The sequence below is a fragment of the Variovorax sp. NFACC27 genome, assembly GCF_048301545.1.
Lineage (GTDB): Bacteria > Pseudomonadota > Gammaproteobacteria > Burkholderiales > Burkholderiaceae_C > Variovorax > Variovorax gossypii.
In genome coordinates, this window is the sequence record NZ_CP157613.1 from 4,804,330 (window position 1) to 4,822,713 (window position 18,384).

Sequence of the window (18,384 nt, forward strand, 5' to 3'; positions counted from 1 at the left end):
AGGGGGCCGCCGCCTCCTTGGGGCGGCCCGGCGGAGGCTTGTCATGACCCGCGCCCGCATGCAGTTCCGCCACGGCGCGCGCGACGAGCCGGAGATCAACCTGATCCCGTTCATCGACGTGCTGCTGGTGATCCTGATCTTCCTGATGCTGTCGACCACGTACAGCAAGTTCACCGAGATGCAGCTTCGGCTGCCCACGGCGGACGTCGACGCGCAGCGCGACTACCCGAAGGAAGTGATCGTGGCGGTCTCGGCCGATGGCCGCTACTCGGTCAACAAGAACGCCGTGGCCGACCGCAGCGTGGAAACCGTGACGGCCGCCCTCGCCGCCGCGGCCACGGGCGGCAAGGACAGCGTGGTAATCATCAGTGCCGACGCGACCAGCCCGCACCAGGCCGTGGTGACGGTGATGGAAGCCGCGCGCCGTGCCGGCCTGATGCAGATCACCTTCGCGGCCCAGTCGACGGCGCAAGCCGGGCACTGAGTGCCTAACGGCGGCAGCGACAACGGCAACAAGGGTTCCTCGCGGCTGCAGGACGCCTGGCTGCGTCACGGCCCCCTGGCATGCCTGCTGTGGCCGCTGTCGCTCGTCTACGCCGCGCTCTTCGCGGTGCGCGGCTGGCTCTATCGCGTGGGATGGCTGCGGACCGAACGCGTGCGCGTGCCGGTGATCGTGGTCGGCAACGTGATTGCGGGCGGGGCTGGCAAGACGCCGGTCGTGATGGCCGTCGTGCGCCATCTGCAGTCGCGGGGAGTGCAAGTCGGTGTCGTGTCGCGCGGCCATGGCCGTCGTACCGACGACTGCCGCGAAGTGCTCGGTGACAGCGATCCGCAGGATGTAGGCGACGAGCCTGCGCTGATCCATCACGCGACCAAGGCGCCGGTGTTCGTCGCGCGCCGGCGCATCGACGCGGCACGCGCGCTGCTCGAACGCCACCCGGCTACGCAGGTCATCGTCAGCGACGACGGCCTGCAGCATCTGGCGCTCGCGCGCGACATCGAGATCTGCGTGTTCGACGACCGGGGCACCGGCAACGGCTGGCGGCTGCCCGCAGGCCCGTTGCGCGAAGCCTGGCCGCGTCGCTGCGATCTGGTGCTGCACAGCGGCGCGCGGCCCGCCTTCGCCGGAGGGCACACCGCCACGCGGAAACTGGCCCACGATGCGCTGGCCAGCGACGGAAGACGCGTCCCGCTGACTTCCCTAGCAGGCCAGCCGGTGACCGCGCTGGCGGCCATCGCACGGCCGGAAGCCTTCTTCGAGATGCTGCGAGCGCATGGCCTGACGCTCGCCGAGACCATCTCACTTCCCGATCACTTCGATTTCGAGGGCTGGCAGCGCCCGGCAGGCGCTGCGCAACCCCTTGTCTGCACCGAGAAGGACGCGGTCAAGCTGTGGCGCAGGGCGCCCGACGCGCTGGCCGTGCCGCTGGAGTTCGTGCCTTCCGCGGAATTCTTCGCGGCCCTCGACGCAAAGCTATCATCGCTCGATGGATACCAAGCTGCTTGAACTGCTCGTCTGCCCCGTCACCAAGGGGCCGCTGACCTGGACCCCCGAGAAGCAGGAGCTGTGGTCTCGCAGCGCCCGCCTGGCGTACCCGGTGCGCGACGGTATTCCGGTGCTGCTCGAAAACGAGGCACGCACGCTCTCCGACGAAGAGCTCGGGCTGTGAGCTTCACTGTCCTGGTTCCGGCGCGGCTGGCGTCGACGCGGCTTCCCAACAAACCCCTCGCCGACATCGCCGGCGTGCCCATGGTGGTGCGCGTAGCGCAACGTGCGAGCGAATCCGGTGCGGCGCGCGTGGTGGTCGCGGGCGACGATCCCTCCATCATCGATGCGTGCAAGATGCATGGCGTCGAGGCCATCCTCACCAGCCAGGACCACCCGAGCGGCACCGACCGGCTGGCCGAAGCCTGCGAAAAGCTGGGACTGGACGGCGACGACATCATCGTCAATGTTCAGGGCGACGAGCCGCTGATCGACCCCGCGCTGATCGATGCCGTGGCAAGCACGCTGGCCACGCACGCCGAAGCGGCGATGAGCACCGCCGCCCACGAGATCGATTCGGTAGTCGACTTCATGAATCCCAACGTGGTGAAGGTGGTGCTCGACGTGCAGGGCAACGCGATGTACTTCAGTCGCGCGCCGATCCCGTGGTGGCGCGACGGCTCCGCCAACGGTGCCGCGCCTGCCGTGCTGCCTGCCGCCCCTGCCCCGCTGCGCCACATCGGAATCTATGGCTATCGCGCAGGCTTCGTGCGGCGCTTTCCGTCCCTGCCTCCCGCGCCCGTCGAGGCGACGGAAGCACTCGAACAGTTGCGCGCGCTGTGGCACGGCCATCGCATCGCGGTGCATGTGAGCCATGTCGCGCCGGGCCCCGGCATCGACACGCCCGAAGACCTGGCACGCGTGCGCGCGGTCTTCGCTGCCGCCGGCGCCTGAGTCCAGGCGTCTCGAGGGCTACGGCAGCGGGATTTCCCCAAGGGCACGCATGCTATCCTCGAAGCAACTCCGCCTAGCCCGGCCATGGGGCCGATGCTCGGCGCGACACAAAATCTAAGAACCGTCCGAGGACACCATGAGACTAATTTTGCTGGGCGCGCCCGGGGCGGGCAAAGGCACGCAAGCGGCCTTCATTTGCCAGAAATACAGCATTCCCCAGATTTCGACCGGTGACATGCTGCGCGCAGCCGTCAAGGCCGGCACCCCGCTCGGACTACAGGCCAAGGCCGTCATGGACGCCGGCGCGCTGGTCAGCGACGACCTGATCATCAACCTGGTGAAGGAACGCATCGCGCAGCCCGATTGCGCCGGCGGCTTCCTCTTCGACGGGTTCCCCCGCACCATTCCCCAGGCCGACGCCATGAAGGCGGCCGGCGTGAAGCTCGACTACGTGCTCGAGATCGACGTGCCCTTCGGCGACATCATCGAGCGCATGAGCGGCCGCCGCTCTCACCCGGCTTCGGGCCGCACCTACCACGTCAAGTTCAATCCGCCCAAGGTGGAAGGCAAGGACGACGTGACCGGCGAGGACCTGATCCAGCGCGAGGACGACAAGGAAGAGACCGTCCGCAAGCGGCTCGACGTTTATAGCCAGCAGACGCGTCCGCTGGTCGACTACTACTCCGCCTGGGCCAAGACCGATCCGGCCGCCGCGCCGAAGTACCGCGCCATCAAGGGCGTGGGCACGGTCGACGAGATCACGCAGCGGGCACTTGCCGCGCTGAGCAGCTGACCTGACTCCCCTGAAACCGCCCCTTCGACAGGGGCGGTTTCGTTTTCACCCCAGCAGTTCCAGCATCAGTGCGATGCGCGCCTTGACCGGCGTCAGTGCGCCTGCATCGCGCAGCGGATCGCCGGCCTTCGGCAGGATGCGACCGCTGGAGCAACGCGTTGCCCTGATCACCGAGACACCAGCGTCCCGCGCCTTGAGTGCAGCCGCTTCCAGCGCATGGTGCAGGGTGCCGTTGCCAGTAGTGGCGAGCACCAGCCCACGCAGGGGCCCCGCGCCGCCATGCAGCAGGAGCGCATCGATCACCGCTCCGCTGGCGCCGGCGTGGCTCATGACGATCTCGACCCGGGGCCACTGCACCGCAGCCGCCTCCAGGATCTTCGCCGCCGGCACTGCCTGTCCTTGCGGCCAGGGACGGACGAGGCGCACTTCCCCTTCCTCGACATAGCCGACGGGCCCCGCATCGCCCGACGCGAAGGCGTCGAGCCGATAGGTGTGCACCTTCTGGATGTCTACCCCGCCATGGACGACACCGGCGCACACCACCGTCACGCCCTGAGCCCCCTGAGTCGTCGCGACGCCGATCGCATCGCGCACGTTCTGCGGTCCGTCGGGCGACAGGGCTGTGGCCGGACGCATCGCACAGGTGAGCACCACGGGTTTGGATGGCGCCAGCACCGAGTGAAGGAAGAACGCGGTCTCCTCGATGGTGTCGGTGCCATGGGTGATCACCACGCCGGCCACATCTGCCTGCGCCAGCCAGTGGGCACAGCGTCGGGCCAGCTGCTGCCAGATGTCGAAGGACATGTCCTTGCTGTCGACCTGGGCCACCTGCTCGGCTTCGAGCGTCACGCCGTCGGGCGCCTCGATACCACCCAGCAGGTCGGCCACGCCCACCTGCGCGGCGGTGTAGCCGATGTTGTCGTCGCTGCTGGCGGCCCGCCCCGCGATGGTGCCGCCGGTGCCCAGAACCACCACGCGTCGGCGCAGTTCAGGCGAAGAGGAATTAACCATGGCTTGTCAACTTAAAAAAACTGGTTAAAAATACAGCCACTGGATATCCAGCCAGTACCGCAAGGAACCACATATGCAGTTCGCCGTGAAGCTTACAGCCCGCCAGCAGCAGATCCTGGATCTCATCCAGAGCGCCATCGCACGCACCGGTGCGCCGCCCACCCGCGCCGAGATCGCCAACGAACTCGGCTTCAAGTCAGCCAATGCCGCAGAGGAGCATCTGCAGGCACTGGCTCGCAAGGGCGTCATCGAACTCGTCAGCGGCACCTCGCGCGGCATCCGCCTCAAGGGCGACGCGCTGCGCTCGCTCAACGAGACGCGCCATCGCGAAGGCAACCAGTTCTCGCTCTCTCTGCCCGGCATGGCCCAGCTCGCACTGCCGCTCATCGGCCGCGTCGCAGCCGGCTCGCCCATCCTGGCGCAGGAGCACGTCGACCAGACCTACTACGTCGAGAACACACTGTTCCAGCGGCAGCCCGACTACCTGCTCAAGGTGCGCGGCATGTCGATGCGCGACGCCGGCATCATGGACGGCGACCTGCTCGCGGTTCAGGCCACCAAGGAGGCGCGCAACGGCCAGATCGTGGTGGCGCGCCTGGGCGACGAAGTGACCGTCAAGCGCCTGAAGCGCAACAAGCAGGTCATCGAGCTGCACGCCGAGAACCCGGACTACCCGACCATCATCGTCCAGCCCGGAGAGCCGTTCGAAATCGAAGGCCTCGCAGTCGGCCTCATCCGGAACACCATGCTGATGTAGGCCCGGGCGGCCTGCCTTCCGCAGCACCACATCCCCATCCGGCCTCGACAGGTGGCGGGCGTATGGCGAAGAGTCGCCATCACCCTGTCGCGGCCGATTCAAGAAATCCTGCCTGTGTTCAACCTCATACTTTCTTGGAGTTCACATGGGAATCGCCCTCCTCGCCATCGCCGATATCTGGATGCCGCTGCAATCGCTGGCCAATCGCCTGATGCCGGCACGCCGCGCTCATCGCGGGAATCACCTCGACGCCACCGAATCCGCGGCAGGATTGCGCTACGTGGCGGTGCGCCCTGCCTGCACCGCCCGCTCTGGCGGTGTTTCCTCCCCGGAAACGGCTGCCTCGCCGGCGCGCCCTCTGCGCGTGGTCCGGGTCGTTGACGGCAAGGGGCAGCAGCGCAGTGCCAACCGCGTGGTGATCTCCGGCCGCATGGCCGACGTCTGCGCCGAGCTCGACCGCCTGGCCGCACTGGAAGCCGCAAAAACCATGGCCACGGCCCCGCGCTCCACACGCCTGCATTGAGCGCCTATTGGGTCCGGAACCGCCCTGCGAGCGGCTTCGGGGTGGGTATCCAAACGTTCGCAGGCGCGACATTCCAATGCTGCGAGGCACAATGGCACGCCATGAACATTGTGATCCTCGACGATTACCAGGACGCCGTGCGCAAGCTGCGCTGTGCCTCCAAGCTGGACGCATACGCGGCCAAGGTCTATACCAACACGGTGAAAGGCATTGGGCAGTTGTCGGTTCGCCTCAAGGACGCCGACGTGATCGTGCTGATCCGGGAGCGCACCCAGATCTCGCGCCAGCTGATCGAAAAGCTCCCGAAGCTCAAGCTCATTTCCCAGACCGGACGCGTTGCCGGGCACATCGACGTGGCGGCCTGCACCGAGCGCGGCGTGGCCGTGGCGGAGGGCTCCGGCTCTCCCCAGGCACCGGCCGAGCTCACCTGGGCGCTCATCATGGCCGCCATGCGTCGGCTGCCCCAGTACATCAGCAATCTCAAGCACGGTGCCTGGCAGCAGTCAGGGCTCAAGTCGGCGTCGATGCCGCCCAACTTCGGCATCGGCTCCGTGCTCAAGGGCAAGACGCTTTGCATCTGGGGCTACGGCCGCATCGGCCAACTGGTCGCGCGCTACGGGCAGGCCTTCGGCATGCAGGTCGTGATCTGGGGCCGTGAAGCCAGCTGTGCCAAGGCGCGTTCCGATGGCTTCCAGGTTGCGCAGAACCGCCACGAGTTCTTCGCCGCGGCCGACGTGCTGTCGGTGCACCTGCGGCTCAACGAGGAAACCAACGGCCTCATCACGCTGGAAGACCTCTCGCGCATGAAGCCGACCGCCCTGTTCGTGAATACCTCGCGTGCCGAGTTGGTCGAGGCAGATGCCCTGCTAGCAGCCCTCAACCGTGGCCGCCCCGGGCTCGCCGCCGTCGACGTGTTCGAGAGCGAACCGCCGCTGCAAGGCCACGCGCTGTTGCGCCTCGAAAACTGCATCTGCACGCCGCACATCGGCTACGTCGAGCAGGAAAGCTACGAGAGCTACTTCGGTCAGGCCTTCGACAACGTCGTGAGCTACATCAACGGCAACCCCACGAACATCGTGAATCCCGGCGCGCTGCAGGTCCGCCGGTGAGCCAGCCGGCGTCCCGGGGTGCGCTCTGGGCGCTGCTCGTCGGCAACTTCGTGATCGGCACGGGCGTGATGGTCGTGCCCGGCACGCTCAACGAGATCAGCGCCTCGCTCTCGGTCACGGCCGCCACGGCGGGACAACTCATCACGGCCGCTGCCGCGGTCATGTGCATCGGCGCGCCGCTGCTGGCCGCTGCGGTCGCAGGCTGGGACCGCCGACAACTGCTGGCCCTCTCCCTGCTCTGGTACGCCGCCGGGCACGTTCTCTGCGCACTGATGCCGAGCTTCGGCTCACTGCTGCCGGTGCGCATGCTCACGGTGATCGCGCCAGCCATCTTCACGCCACAGGCTGCCGCCTGCGCCGGCCTGCTTGTGCCGCCCGAGCATCGCGGGCGCGCCGTCACCTTCGTCTTTCTCGGCTGGTCGATGGCCTCGGTGCTGGGCCTGCCCATCGGTGCGCTGATCGGCGGGCATCTGGGCTGGCGCATGGCTTTCGCGGCCATCGCACTGCTCAGTGTCGCGAGTGCGACATGGGTCTGGCTCACCCTGCCGAACGGCATCCGCCCCGCAGCGCTGACGGCCGCCGCATGGTCGCGCGTGCTACGCAGCCCCGTGCTGATGGGCATCGTGTCGGTCACGGCGCTGCAGGGCGCCGGCCAGTTCGTGCTGTTCAGCTACTTCGGCCCGATCCTCAAGCAGAGCTTCGGCGCCGACGCCACCACGCTGAGCGTGATGTGGGCACTCTTCGGCGCTTGCGGGCTGGTCGGCAACATGGTGGTCAGCCGGTACATCGACCGCGTGGGTGCCGGCCGCATGGTGCTGATCACGACGGTGCTGATCGCCGCCAGCCTGCTGCTGTGGCCGCTGGCCTCCACGCTCGCCTGGCTGGCGGTGGTGCTGGTGCCTTGGGGCCTGGGCTGCTTCTCCACGAATTCGGCGCAACAGGCCCGGCTGGTGGGCCTCGCACCCGCGCTCGCGCCGGGCTCGGTGGCGCTCAACAGCTCCGGCATCTACACCGGACAGGCCGTGGGCGCGGCGCTCGGCGGCTGGCTGCTCGCCAACGACGCCGGCGCCTGGATGAGCTGGGTCGGCCTCGGCCTGGTGCTGGTCGCCATCTCGCTGAGCATGGTCATCGACCGCAGCCGCCGTGCGCCCTGAAAGCGCGCCCCCGCGTAAAACCCGTCACGCCCCGCCCGCGCGGGGCTGCAAAATCGAAGACTTCGACCGCGGTGCCGGCGCGTACGGCCCCCGTGTCGACGCCTGCCCTGCAGGCCCGGATACCACCCAACCAGTGAAAATCTCCAGCAAATGACAGTGAACTACTCCCGAATCGGCGTCGTCGGCGCCGGCGCCATGGGGCGCGGCGTCGCGCAGATCGCCGCACAGGCGGGCAGCGAGGTGCTGCTGCTCGACAGCTTCGCGGGTGCCGCCGAGCGCGGCCGCGAGGCTCTCTCAGCCCAATGGAACAAGCTGCACGAGAAGAACAAGATCGACGCCGCCACGCGCGACGCGTACATCGCCCGCGTGAAGGCGGTCGATTCGGTCCAGGCGCTGGCCGGCTGCGACCTGGTGGTCGAAGCCATCGTCGAAGACCTCGAAGTCAAGCGCAAGCTGTTCCGCGAACTCGAAGGCGTCGTGGCCGAGACCGCCACGCTGGTCACCAACACCTCTTCCCTCTCGGTGACGGCCATCGCCGCAGGGCTGAAGCACCCCGGGCGCATCGCCGGCTTCCACTTCTTCAACCCGGTGCCGCTGATGAAGGTGGTCGAAGTTGTCGCGGGCTTCAAGACCGCCCCCGAGGTCTGCAAGCAACTGGCAGGCTATGCCACGCAGATGGGCCACAGCGCCGTGCAGGCGCAGGACACGCCCGGCTTCATCGTCAACCATGCGGGCCGCGGCTACGGCACCGAGGCGCTGCGCATCGTCGGCGAAGGCGTTGCCGACTTCGCGACCGTCGACCGCATCCTCAAGGACCAGGCCGGCTTCCGCCTCGGCCCCTTCGAGCTGCTGGACCTGACGGCGCTCGACGTGTCGCACCCGGTGATGGAGTCGATCTACCACCAGTACTTCGAGGAGCCGCGCTTCCGTCCCAGCGTGATCACCGCGCAGCGCCTGGCCGCCGGCGCGCTGGGCCGCAAGACCAACGAAGGCTTCTACCGCTACAACGACGGCGTGATGCAGCAGGTGCCCGAGGCGCCCGCGCCGGTGGTCGAGGGCACGCCCTCGGTCTGGGTGTCGCCGCGTGCCGCGCGCCGCGCAGAGCTGCTGCGCCTCGTGAACACGCTGGGCGCGCAGATCGACAGCGGCGCCACGGCCGCGCCGCAATCGTTGATCCTGGTCGCGCCGCTGGGCTTCGATGTGACCACGGTGGCCGCCGTCGAGCGCCTGGACGCCACCCGCACCGTCGGCATCGACATGATGATCGACGACGCCGCCACCAAGCGCCGCGTGCTCGCCACCAACCCGGCCACGCGCCGCGACATCCGCGACGCGGCGCACGCCCTCTTCGCGCGCGACGGCAAGGCCGTGAGCGTGATCCGCGACAGCGGCGGCTTCGTCACGCAGCGCGTGATCGGCACCATCGTCAACATCGCCGCCGACATGTGCCAGCAGCGCGTATGCACGCCGGCGGACCTCGAGACCGCCGTGCAGCTGGGCCTGGGCTATCCGCGCGGCCCGCTCGCCATGGGCAACCTCTACGGCCCGACCAACATGCTCGAGGTGCTGTTCAACCTGCAGACGGTATACGGCGACCCGCGCTATCGCCCGAGCCCGTGGCTGCGCCGCCGCGGCGCGCTGGGCCTGAGCCTGCTGCACGAAGAAGAATGAAGACCGAGTAAGAAAGCACGGAACCGAGCCATGAGCACCGCAGAACTCAAGAGTACGAGCGAGGGCAGCACCATGGTGCTGACGATCTCCAACCCCAGCCAGCGCAACGCGCTGGGCCCCGACATCTACGCCGCGGGCATCGAGGCGCTGAACAAGGCCGAGAACAGCGCGGAGATCCGCAGCGTGGTCATCGTGGGCGAAGGCTCATGGTTCTGCGCCGGCGGCTCGCTGCAACGCCTGCTGGCCAACCGGCAGCTCGACCGCTCGGTGCAGGCCGAGAGCATCGAGGGCCTGCACAACTGGATCGATTCGATCCGCACCTTTCCCAAGCCGGTCATCGCGGCCGTCGAAGGCGCGGCGGCGGGCGCGGGCTTTTCGCTCGCGCTGGCCTGCGATTTCGTGGTGTCGGCGCGCGACGCGGTCTTCGCGGCCTCGTACAGCAACGTGGCGCTATCGCCCGACGGCGGCCTGAGCTGGCACCTGGGGCGGCAACTGCCGCGCCAGCTGGCCAGCGAATGGCTGATGAACGGCGAGCGCATCGCCGCGCCGCGCCTGCACGCGCTGGGCCTCGTCAACGAGCTCACCGAAAGCGGCCAGGCGCTCGCGGGCGCGCTGGCATTGGCCGGCCGTCTCAACGCGCGCGCGCCGAACTCGCTGGCCAGCATCAAGGAATTGCTGAGCGAGGCCCAGGGCGCCACGCTGGCCTCGCAGCTCTCGCAGGAGCGCGACCACTTCGTGCGCAATCTGCACCACGCGAACGCGGGCATCGGCATCGCCGCGTTCCTCGAGAAGAAGCCGCCGCAGTACGAATAGACAGCCCAGCAACCGAGCAAGCGGGTAGCGCCCGACGGCGTCGCTCCCGTGACACCCACCAGCTTTCCAGTCGCCGAGAGGACAGACCAATGGACGACCCCATTCTTACCATCGAAGAACGTGAAGCGATCAACAGTGGTCGCTGGTTTTCTTCCCTTTCTCCATCGCTGCGGCACGACATCCTCCGATGCGCCTTCGTCAAACGCTACAAGGACGGCGACCTGATCGCCGCCCGCGGCGATCCGCCCGAACACTGGATTGCCTGCGCCAAAGGCGCGGTGCGCGTGAGTTCGACGGCCGTCTCGGGCAAGCAGGTGACGCTGACCTACGTGGAACCGGGCATCTGGTTCGGCGACGTGGCGATGTTCGACGGGGACCGGCGCACGCACGACACCTACTCGCATGGCGACACCACCATCCTGTGCGTGGCACGCGCCGATTTCCAGAAGATCCTGGCCTCGCACGTGGAGCTGTACGAGGCGCTGATGCGGCTGCAGGCGCGGCGCATCCGCACGCTCTTCGGGCTGGTGGAAGACCTCAACACCCTGCCCCTGCGGGCGCGGCTGGCCAAGCAGCTCATCCACCTCGTGCGCAGCTACGGCGTGCCGAACCTGGAAGACGGCAGCCAGATGCGCATCGGCCTGCAACTGGCGCAGGAAGAACTGGCGCAGTTGCTGGGCGCTTCGCGCCAGCGCGTCAACCAGGAGCTGAAGACCATGGAGCGCGAGGGCACCATCCGCATCGAACCGGGCGGCCTCGTGGTGCTCGACCGTTCGGCGTTGATGCGCGTCTCGGAAGCTGAAAGCTAGAACGACAACTACAACGACAACCCCAGGCAGACAAGACATACCGACATGAGCCAGGACTTCTCCTCCTTCATCGGCACCCGTGCCGTCTCGCAACAGCACGCCTTCGACGTCGACGCGCTCGCGGCCTGGCTCGGGAAGAACCTCGACGGCTTCAAGGGCCCGCTGACGGTCGAGATGTTCAAGGGCGGCCAGTCGAACCCGACCTACAAGCTGGTCACGCCCACGCAGAGCTACGTGATGCGCGCCAAGCCGGGCCCGGTCGCGAAGCTGCTGCCTTCCGCCCACGCGGTGGAGCGCGAGTTCAAGGTGATGAGCGGCCTGGCCGGCACCGACGTGCCGGTGCCGCGCATGTACTGCCTGTGCGAGGATGAGAGCATCATCGGCCGCGCCTTCTATGTCATGGAGTTCATGCAGGGCCGCGTGCTGTGGGACCAGTCGCTGCCCGGCATGAGCAACGCCGAGCGCGACGCCCACTACGACGAGATGAACCGCGTGATCGCCGCGCTGCATACGGTCGACTTCGCCGCCCGCGGTCTGGCCGACTACGGCAAGCCCGGCAACTACTTCGAGCGCCAGATCGGCCGCTGGAGCAAGCAGTACAAGGCTTCGGCCGACGGCGCGGGTGAGCTCTCGCAACCCATCGAGGCCATGGAGCGGCTGATCGACTGGCTGCCCGCGCACATGCCCGCTAGCGCGCGCGACGAGAGCAAGGTGTCGATCGTCCACGGCGACTACCGCCTCGACAACGTGATGTTCCATGCCACCGAGCCGCGCATCATCGCGGTGCTCGACTGGGAGCTTTCCACGCTGGGCCACCCGCTGGCCGACTTCAGCTACCACTGCATGTCCTGGCATATGCCGCCGAGCACTGGGCGCGGCATCGGCGGCGTCGATGTCGCCTCGCTGGGCATTCCCACCGAGAGTGAATACATCCGCCGCTACTGCGAGCGCACCCGCATCAGCACGCCCGAGGCGCTCGCGCCCGACTGGAACTTCTACCAGGCCTACAACCTGTTCCGCATGGCCGCGATCCTGCAAGGCATTGCCAAGCGGGTCGAGGCCGGAACCGCGTCGAGCGAGCAAGCCGTGGCTTCGGCCCGCGGCGCCCGCCCCATGGCCGACATGGCCTGGCAGTTTGCCCAAAAGGCATAAGCCGCCCCACCCCACCAGGAGACGAAGATGGATTTCGAATACTCGGCCAAGACCAAAGACCTGCAGAAACGCGTCCAGGCTTTCATGGACGACCACATCTACCCGGCCGAGGCCGAGTACGCGGCCGAGCTGGCCGCAAACACGGTCGCCGGCAAGCGCTGGACCGCGCTCAAGACGGTCGAAAAGCTCAAGGAAAAGGCCAAGACCCAGGGCCTGTGGAACCTGTTCCTGCCGGTCGACAGCGCCGCAGCGTCGGGCTACGACGGCGCCGGCCTGACCAACCAGGAATACGCCCCGCTGGCCGAGATCATGGGCCGGGTGCCATGGGCTTCGGAAGCCTTCAACTGCTCGGCGCCCGACACCGGCAACATGGAGACCATCGCGCGCTACGGCTCGGAAGAGATCAAGGCACGCTGGCTCAAACCGCTGCTCGAAGGCCAGATCCGCTCGGCCTTCGCCATGACCGAGCCCGAAGTGGCTTCGAGCGACGCCACCAACATCTCCACGCGCATCGAGCGCCAGGGCGACGAGTACGTCATCAACGGCCACAAGTGGTGGATCTCGGGCGCGGCCGACCCACGCTGCGCGGTCTTCATCACCATGGGCAAGAGCGACCCCGAGGCACCGCGCCATTCGCAGCAGAGCATGATCGTGGTGCCGGCCGACGCCAAGGGCATCCGCATCGTGCGCCCGCTGAACGTGATGGGCTACGACGACGCGCCGCACGGCCACGTCGAGATGTATTTCGAGAACGTGCGCGTGCCCGCCAGCAACATGCTGCTGGGCGAAGGCCGCGGCTTCGAGATCGCCCAGGGCCGCCTTGGCCCCGGACGCATCCACCACTGCATGCGCCTGATCGGCCTGGCCGAGCGCGCGCTGGAGCTGATGTGCAAGCGCGCCTCCTCGCGCGTGGCCTTCGGCAAGACCGTGGCTTCGCAGACCGTGACGCAGGAGCGCATCGCCGAAGCTCGCTGCAAGATCGACATGGCCCGCCTGCTCACGCTGAAGGCCGCATGGCTGATGGACGTGGCCGGCAACAAGGTCGCGAAGAACGAGATCGCGATGATCAAGGTCGTCGCACCGTCGATGGCCTGCCAGGTGATCGACTGGGCCATGCAGGTCCACGGCGGTGGCGGCATGTGCGACGACTTCCCGCTGGCTGCCGCCTATGCCGGCGCACGCACGCTGCGCTTCGCGGACGGTCCGGACGAAGTGCACCGCAATGCGATCGCCAAGTGGGAGCTGGGCAAGTACGCACCGGGCAAGGCCGATGCTGAAATGCCGGTGACGCGTTTCTGATCCACCCGTTTCGACGACTCCTCTTCAGGTTGAAGAGGGTCGACGAACAAAGGGCCGGCGGCGAATGATTCGCCCCGGCCCTTTTTCTTTGGTCCCTTGTCCTCAGAGCTTCTTCTGCAGGAAGACGGCTGTGCCGAATGTCGGGTCGAGCTGGTAGCCCGCGAAGCCCTCGCGCTCGTAGGCGCGCAGCGCGGGCGCGTTGCCCGACAACACCTCGAGCGTGAGCTTGCACGCCCCGCGCCTGCGGGCCTCTTCCTCGACCCGCGCGAACATCTTCTGCGCCACGCGTTGCCCTCGATGGCTGGGCAGCACCACCACGTCGTGCACGTTCACCAGCGGCCTGGCTGCGAAGGTCGAGAAGCCCTCGATGCAGTTGATCAGCCCGACGGGCTGCCCGCCGTCATACGCCAGCACACTGAAGGCCTGGGGACGCGCGGCCAGTGCCGCCGGCAGGCTCTCGCGCACGGCGGCATCGAGCGGCTTGCCGCCGCCGGCCGGGTCGCTGGCATAGGCATCGAGCAGGCCGACCAGCGCGGCCGCATGTGCGGCGTTGCGGTAGTCGGCGATGAAGACCTCGATCTGCGCCGAGGCGGCCGTCATCGCGCGGGCTCCAACGTAGCCGCGAGGCGCTTTGCGCAGGATTCGGCCTGCTTCGCATCGCGCGCCTCGACCATCACGCGCACCAGCGGCTCGGTACCGCTCGCACGGATCAGCACACGGCCTGCATCGCCGAGCTCGGCTTCGATGCGAGTGGTTTCGCTGGCCAGCGCCTTGTTGGCCTTCCAGTCCTGATCGGGCGCGAGGCGCACGTTGATCAGGGTCTGCGGGAACAGCGTGACGCCTTCGAGCAGCTGCGCCACCGTCTTGCCGCTGCGCACGCAGGCCTGCAGCACCTGCAGCGCGCTCACGATGCCGTCGCCGGTGGTATGGCGGTCGAGCGCCAGCAGGTGGCCGGAGCCCTCGCCGCCGAGCAGCCAGCCGCGCTTGTCGAGTTCTTCGAGCACGTAGCGGTCGCCGACCTTGGCGCGCACGAACTCGATGCCCTGCTTGCGCAAGGCCATCTCGACGGCCTTGTTGGTCATGAGCGTGCCGACCACGCCCACCGGCTTGTCGCCGCGCGCGATGCGTTCGGACACCATGAGGTAGAGCAGTTCGTCGCCGTTGAAGAGGCGCCCGCTGGCGTCGACCAATTGCAGGCGGTCGGCGTCGCCGTCGAGGGCGATCCCGTAGTCGGCCTTCTGCGCCGTGACCGCGGCGATCAGCGCCTCGGGATGCGTGGCGCCGAACCCCTTGTTGATGTTCAGTCCGTCGGGCGAAACGCCGATGCTCGTCACTTCCGCGCCCAGCTCGTGGAACACGTTGGGCGCCACCTGGTAGGCCGCGCCGTGCGCGGCGTCGACCACCAGCTTCATGTCGCGCAGCGTCAGGTCGTTGGCGAAGGTGCTCTTGCAGAACTCGATGTAACGGCCGGGCGCGTCGTTGAGGCGGCGGGCCTTGCCCAGGTTGGCGGAATCGACCCACACAGGGTCTTCTTCCAACGCGGCTTCTACGGCCAGCTCCCAGGCGTCGTCGAGCTTGGTGCCCTGCGCGCTGAAGAACTTGATGCCGTTGTCGGGGTAGGCATTGTGGCTCGCGCTGATCACCACGCCGAGGCTCGCACGCTGGGCGCGCGTGAGGTAGGCCACGCCAGGCGTCGGCAGCGGGCCCAGCAGCACGACATCGACGCCAGCCGAGTTGAAGCCCGATTCGAGCGCGGATTCGAGCATGTAGCCCGAGATGCGCGTGTCCTTGCCGATGAGCACCGTCGGACGCGACTGTGTCTTCTTGAGCACGCGGCCCACGGCATGCGCGAGGCGCAGGACGAAGTCGGGCGTGATGGGCGCCTGGCCCACCGTGCCGCGGATGCCGTCGGTACCGAAATATTTGCGGGTCATGTTGATCCTGTCTGCTCTTGTGTTTGTTGTTGTGACTCTTGCGCCTTCATGGCGCGCCATACCGCGAGTGCCGCGACGGTGTCGCGCACGTCGTGCACGCGCACCACGGCTGCTCCCCTGTCCACCGCCAGCACCGCCGCGGCGACGCTGGGCACGATGCGTTCACCCGCCACCTCGATGCCGGTGACCGCGCCGATCGACGACTTGCGCGACCAGCCCAGCAGCAGCGGATAGCCGCCGGCAAGCAGTTCGCGCTGCCGCGCGAGCAAGGCGAAATTCTGCGCCACCGTCTTGCCGAAGCCCACGCCGGGGTCGAGCGTGATGCGCGAGGGATCGACTCCCATCTCGCGCAGGAGTTGCACCTGGGCCGAGAGGAACGACAGCACTTCGGGAATCACGTCGCCGGCCATGGGCACGGCCTGCATGGTCTGCGGATCGCGATGCATGTGCATCAGGCAGATGCCGCACGAAGGGTGCACCGCGACGGCCTCGCGCGCGCCTGGCTGGCGCAGCGCCCAGATGTCGTTGACGATGTCCGCGCCCAGGTCGAGCACGGCGCGCATGACTTCGGGCTTGTAGGTGTCGATGGAGATCGGCACGTTCAGCTTCACCGCCTCGCGCACCACCGGCACCACCCGCGCCAGCTCGGCTTCGAGCGGCACAGCGGGGCTGCCGGGGCGGGTCGATTCGCCGCCGATGTCGAGGATGTCGGCGCCCTCCTTCAGCAGTTGCTCGCAGTGGCGCAGCGCGGTTTCGGTGGAGGCGTGGGCGCCGCCGTCCGAGAAGGAATCGGGCGTGACGTTGACGATGCCCATCACGCGCGGCTGCGCGAGGTCGATGCGGAAGCGGGAGGTCTGCCAGAAGGCGGCACCGGCAGCCGCATGCCCGCCATCGAAAACGGGGCCAGAGGCCCCGTTGTGGTTTGACGCCTGGCTCGCGCTCACGCTGCGTTGGGCGCCGGGTCGGTCGACACGGCGGGCGTGCCGCCGCTGCCACCACTGCCCGAAGGCGGAACGCGCGGCGTCCAGTCCTTGGGCGGACGGGGCGCGCGGCCGGCCATGATGTCGTCGAGCTGCTCGGTGTCGATGGTTTCCCATTCGAGCAGTGCCTTGGCCATGGCGTGCATCTTGTCGCTGTTCTCCTCGATCAGGCGGCGCGCCAGGGCGTACTGCTCGTCGATGATGCGGCGGACTTCGGAGTCGACCTTCTCCATGGTCTGCTCGCTCATGTTCGTGGTCTTGGTGACCGAGCGGCCCAGGAACACTTCGCCTTCGTTCTCGGCGTAGACCATCGGGCCGAGCGCATCGCTCATGCCGTACTTCATGACCATGTCTCGCGCCAAATTGGTGGCACGCTCGAAGTCGTTGCTGGCGCCGGTGGTCATCTGGTGCATGAACACTTCCTCGGCGATGCGGCCGCCGAACAGCATGCTGATCTGGTTCAGCATGTACTCGCGGTCGTAGCTGTAGCGGTCCTGCGCGGGCAGGCTCATGGTCACGCCGAGGGCGCGGCCGCGAGGAATGATCGTGACCTTGTGGACCGGGTCGCACTTGGGCAGCAGCTTGCCGATGAGGGCGTGGCCGGACTCGTGGTAGGCCGTGTTGCGACGCTCCTCCTCGGGCATGACCATGCTCTTGCGCTCGGGGCCCATGAAGATCTTGTCCTTGGCCTTCTCGAAGTCCTGCATCTCGACCACGCGCGCATTGCGGCGGGCAGCCATCAGGGCGGCTTCGTTGCAGAGGTTGGCCAGGTCGGCGCCGGACATGCCGGGCGTGCCGCGGGCGATCACGCTCGGGTTCACGTCCTGGCCCAGCGGGACCTTGCGCATGTGCACGCCGAGGATCTGCTCGCGGCCGCGGATGTCGGGCAGCGTCACGTAGACCTGGCGGTCGAAGCGGCCGGGGCGCAGCAGGGCCGCGTCCAAGATGTCGGGGCGGTTGGTGGCAGCCACCACGATCACGCCGAGGTTGGTTTCGAAGCCGTCCATCTCGACCAGCATCTGGTTGAGCGTCTGCTCGCGTTCGTCGTTGCCGCCGCCGAGGCCGGCGCCGCGCTGGCGGCCCACCGCGTCGATTTCGTCGATGAAGATGATGCAGGGAGCGTTCTTCTTGGCGTTCTCGAACATGTCGCGGACACGGGCAGCGCCCACGCCGACGAACATTTCGACGAAGTCGGAGCCAGAAATCGAGAAGAAAGGCACCTTGGCCTCGCCGGCGATCGACTTGGCCAGCAGCGTCTTGCCGGTGCCGGGAGGGCCGACCAGCAGCAGGCCGCGCGGAATGCGGCCGCCGAGCTTCTGGAAGCGCTGCGGGTCCTTCAGGAAGTCGACGACTTCGCGGACTTCTTCCTTGGCCTCGTCGCAGCCCGCGACGTCGGCGAAGGTGACCGTGTTGTTGTTCTCGTCCATCATGCGGGCCTTGCTCTTGCCGAAGCTGAACGCCCCGCCCTTGCCGCCGCCCTGCATCTGTCGCATGAAGTAGATCCAGACGCCGATCAGCAGCAGCATCGGGCCCCAGCTGACCAGCAGGGTCATGAGCAGGGAGCTTTCTTCGCGCGGCTTGACGTCGAACTTGACGTTGTGGTCGATCAGGTCGCCCACGAGGCCGCGGTCGAGGACCGTGGCGGTCGTGCGGATCTTGCGATCGTCGTTGGTGACGGCGACGATCTCGCCGCCGGCGGCGCCTTCAGGAATGACGGCGCTCTTGATCTGGTTGTTCCGGACCTGGTCCAGAAACTCGGAGTAGCTGACTGTCCCCGAGCCGACGCCACCGCGGGTGTCGAACTGCTTGAACACAGTGAACAACACCATGGCAATGACGAGCCATACGGCAACTTTGGAAAACCACTGATTGTTCAAACGAAACTCCAGGCTAAGGCGCGTGACAGATGGATGAAAAAACGCGCTGTGGGTACGCAATT

General features: G+C 67.6%; 19 protein-coding genes. 14 read left to right on the forward strand and 5 right to left on the reverse strand.

Annotation, left to right across the window (positions count from 1 at the left end; all coding sequences use genetic code 11):
- The first annotated feature begins 58 nt into the window (after positions 1–58).
- From ABL840_RS22495 to adk, 5 genes are all read left to right on the forward strand, one after another.
- Entirely contained in the window at positions 59–484 is a 426-nt protein-coding gene (locus ABL840_RS22495) for an ExbD/TolR family protein (protein ID WP_371287180.1), read from the forward strand.
- A complete protein-coding gene (gene lpxK, locus ABL840_RS22500; RefSeq protein ID WP_093306416.1) occupies positions 485–1,507 on the forward strand; it encodes a tetraacyldisaccharide 4'-kinase in 1,023 nt (340 codons plus the stop codon).
- Positions 1,488–1,670 carry a Trm112 family protein gene (locus ABL840_RS22505; RefSeq protein WP_093202265.1) on the forward strand — a complete coding sequence of 61 codons (183 nt, stop codon included), beginning with the start codon at positions 1,488–1,490 and terminating at the stop codon, positions 1,668–1,670. The genes lpxK and ABL840_RS22505 overlap by 20 nt, the downstream gene beginning before the upstream one ends.
- Positions 1,667–2,440, forward strand: coding sequence for a 3-deoxy-manno-octulosonate cytidylyltransferase (gene kdsB, locus ABL840_RS22510; protein ID WP_093306414.1), 774 nt, complete (start codon positions 1,667–1,669; stop codon positions 2,438–2,440). The genes ABL840_RS22505 and kdsB overlap by 4 nt, the downstream gene beginning before the upstream one ends.
- Before the next feature lie 136 nt (positions 2,441–2,576).
- The gene (gene adk / locus ABL840_RS22515; protein WP_093202271.1) at positions 2,577–3,233 is read left to right on the forward strand and encodes an adenylate kinase; all 657 of its coding nucleotides are present in this window, start codon (positions 2,577–2,579) and stop codon (positions 3,231–3,233) included.
- 45 nt (positions 3,234–3,278) lie between these two features.
- Here the strand turns inward: adk and ABL840_RS22520 are convergent, their stop codons facing one another.
- Complete coding sequence (locus tag ABL840_RS22520) at positions 3,279–4,244, reverse strand: asparaginase (protein ID WP_093306413.1); 966 nt, start codon at positions 4,242–4,244, stop codon at positions 3,279–3,281.
- A 73-nt stretch (positions 4,245–4,317) separates the two neighbouring features.
- On the opposite strand from ABL840_RS22520, the gene lexA reads away from it, so the two are divergent.
- The 9 genes from lexA to ABL840_RS22565 all read left to right on the forward strand — a co-directional run bounded on the left by lexA (position 4,318) and on the right by ABL840_RS22565 (position 13,531).
- Entirely contained in the window at positions 4,318–5,001 is a 684-nt protein-coding gene (lexA, locus tag ABL840_RS22525) for a transcriptional repressor LexA (RefSeq protein WP_019652457.1), read from the forward strand.
- A 145-nt stretch (positions 5,002–5,146) separates the two neighbouring features.
- Positions 5,147–5,524, forward strand: coding sequence for a hypothetical protein (locus ABL840_RS22530; protein WP_093306411.1), 378 nt, complete (start codon positions 5,147–5,149; stop codon positions 5,522–5,524).
- Between the two features lie 101 nt (positions 5,525–5,625).
- The gene (locus ABL840_RS22535) at positions 5,626–6,633 is read left to right on the forward strand and encodes a D-2-hydroxyacid dehydrogenase family protein (RefSeq protein WP_093202278.1); all 1,008 of its coding nucleotides are present in this window, start codon (positions 5,626–5,628) and stop codon (positions 6,631–6,633) included.
- Positions 6,630–7,787: an MFS transporter gene (locus ABL840_RS22540; protein ID WP_093306410.1), complete on the forward strand. Its 1,158-nt coding sequence runs from the start codon at positions 6,630–6,632 to the stop codon at positions 7,785–7,787. Before ABL840_RS22535 ends, ABL840_RS22540 begins: the two co-directional genes overlap by 4 nt.
- 150 nt (positions 7,788–7,937) lie before the next feature.
- Positions 7,938–9,458, forward strand: a complete 1,521-nt coding sequence (locus tag ABL840_RS22545) for a 3-hydroxyacyl-CoA dehydrogenase (RefSeq protein WP_093306408.1) — start codon at positions 7,938–7,940, stop codon at positions 9,456–9,458.
- A gap of 30 nt (positions 9,459–9,488) precedes the next feature.
- Positions 9,489–10,271 (forward strand): oxepin-CoA hydrolase, alternative type, encoded by a 783-nt coding sequence (locus ABL840_RS22550; RefSeq protein ID WP_093306407.1) that lies wholly within the window; start codon positions 9,489–9,491, stop codon positions 10,269–10,271.
- A gap of 89 nt (positions 10,272–10,360) precedes the next feature.
- Positions 10,361–11,080 (forward strand): Crp/Fnr family transcriptional regulator, encoded by a 720-nt coding sequence (locus tag ABL840_RS22555; protein WP_093202289.1) that lies wholly within the window; start codon positions 10,361–10,363, stop codon positions 11,078–11,080.
- A gap of 45 nt (positions 11,081–11,125) precedes the next feature.
- Positions 11,126–12,232, forward strand: coding sequence for a phosphotransferase (locus ABL840_RS22560; RefSeq protein WP_093306405.1), 1,107 nt, complete (start codon positions 11,126–11,128; stop codon positions 12,230–12,232).
- Positions 12,233–12,259: 27 nt separating this feature from the next.
- The gene (locus tag ABL840_RS22565; RefSeq protein ID WP_093306403.1) at positions 12,260–13,531 is read left to right on the forward strand and encodes an acyl-CoA dehydrogenase family protein; all 1,272 of its coding nucleotides are present in this window, start codon (positions 12,260–12,262) and stop codon (positions 13,529–13,531) included.
- Positions 13,532–13,633: 102 nt separating this feature from the next.
- On the opposite strand, the gene ABL840_RS22570 is transcribed toward ABL840_RS22565, so the two are convergent.
- The 4 genes from ABL840_RS22570 to ftsH all read right to left on the reverse strand — a co-directional run bounded on the left by ABL840_RS22570 (position 13,634) and on the right by ftsH (position 18,322).
- Positions 13,634–14,131, reverse strand: a complete 498-nt coding sequence (locus ABL840_RS22570) for a GNAT family N-acetyltransferase (protein WP_093306401.1) — start codon at positions 14,129–14,131, stop codon at positions 13,634–13,636.
- Positions 14,128–15,465 carry a phosphoglucosamine mutase gene (gene glmM, locus ABL840_RS22575; RefSeq protein ID WP_093306399.1) on the reverse strand — a complete coding sequence of 446 codons (1,338 nt, stop codon included), beginning with the start codon at positions 15,463–15,465 and terminating at the stop codon, positions 14,128–14,130. The genes ABL840_RS22570 and glmM overlap by 4 nt, the downstream gene beginning before the upstream one ends.
- Positions 15,462–16,280, reverse strand: a complete 819-nt coding sequence (gene folP / locus ABL840_RS22580; RefSeq protein ID WP_093306444.1) for a dihydropteroate synthase — start codon at positions 16,278–16,280, stop codon at positions 15,462–15,464. Before folP ends, glmM begins: the two co-directional genes overlap by 4 nt.
- Before the next feature lie 125 nt (positions 16,281–16,405).
- Positions 16,406–18,322, reverse strand: a complete 1,917-nt coding sequence (ftsH, locus tag ABL840_RS22585) for an ATP-dependent zinc metalloprotease FtsH (RefSeq protein ID WP_093202302.1) — start codon at positions 18,320–18,322, stop codon at positions 16,406–16,408.
- Positions 18,323–18,384 lie beyond the last annotated feature (62 nt).

Excerpts from the sequence above, each read along its gene's own strand:
- ABL840_RS22495 (WP_371287180.1), top strand. The coding sequence starts at position 59 with ATGCAGTTCCGCCACGGCGCGCGCGACGAGCCGGAGATCAACCTGATC.
- ABL840_RS22505 (WP_093202265.1), top strand. The coding sequence starts at position 1,488 with ATGGATACCAAGCTGCTTGAACTGCTCGTCTGCCCCGTCACCAAGGGG.
- adk (WP_093202271.1), top strand. The coding sequence starts at position 2,577 with ATGAGACTAATTTTGCTGGGCGCGCCCGGGGCGGGCAAAGGCACGCAA.
- ABL840_RS22520 (WP_093306413.1), bottom strand. The coding sequence starts at position 4,244 with ATGGTTAATTCCTCTTCGCCTGAACTGCGCCGACGCGTGGTGGTTCTG.
- lexA (WP_019652457.1), top strand. The coding sequence starts at position 4,318 with ATGCAGTTCGCCGTGAAGCTTACAGCCCGCCAGCAGCAGATCCTGGAT.
- ABL840_RS22530 (WP_093306411.1), top strand. The coding sequence starts at position 5,147 with ATGGGAATCGCCCTCCTCGCCATCGCCGATATCTGGATGCCGCTGCAA.
- ABL840_RS22535 (WP_093202278.1), top strand. The coding sequence starts at position 5,626 with ATGAACATTGTGATCCTCGACGATTACCAGGACGCCGTGCGCAAGCTG.
- ABL840_RS22545 (WP_093306408.1), top strand. The coding sequence starts at position 7,938 with ATGACAGTGAACTACTCCCGAATCGGCGTCGTCGGCGCCGGCGCCATG.
- ABL840_RS22550 (WP_093306407.1), top strand. The coding sequence starts at position 9,489 with ATGAGCACCGCAGAACTCAAGAGTACGAGCGAGGGCAGCACCATGGTG.
- ABL840_RS22555 (WP_093202289.1), top strand. The coding sequence starts at position 10,361 with ATGGACGACCCCATTCTTACCATCGAAGAACGTGAAGCGATCAACAGT.
- ABL840_RS22560 (WP_093306405.1), top strand. The coding sequence starts at position 11,126 with ATGAGCCAGGACTTCTCCTCCTTCATCGGCACCCGTGCCGTCTCGCAA.
- ABL840_RS22565 (WP_093306403.1), top strand. The coding sequence starts at position 12,260 with ATGGATTTCGAATACTCGGCCAAGACCAAAGACCTGCAGAAACGCGTC.
- ABL840_RS22570 (WP_093306401.1), bottom strand. The coding sequence starts at position 14,131 with ATGACGGCCGCCTCGGCGCAGATCGAGGTCTTCATCGCCGACTACCGC.
- glmM (WP_093306399.1), bottom strand. The coding sequence starts at position 15,465 with ATGACCCGCAAATATTTCGGTACCGACGGCATCCGCGGCACGGTGGGC.
- folP (WP_093306444.1), bottom strand. The coding sequence starts at position 16,280 with ATGGGCATCGTCAACGTCACGCCCGATTCCTTCTCGGACGGCGGCGCC.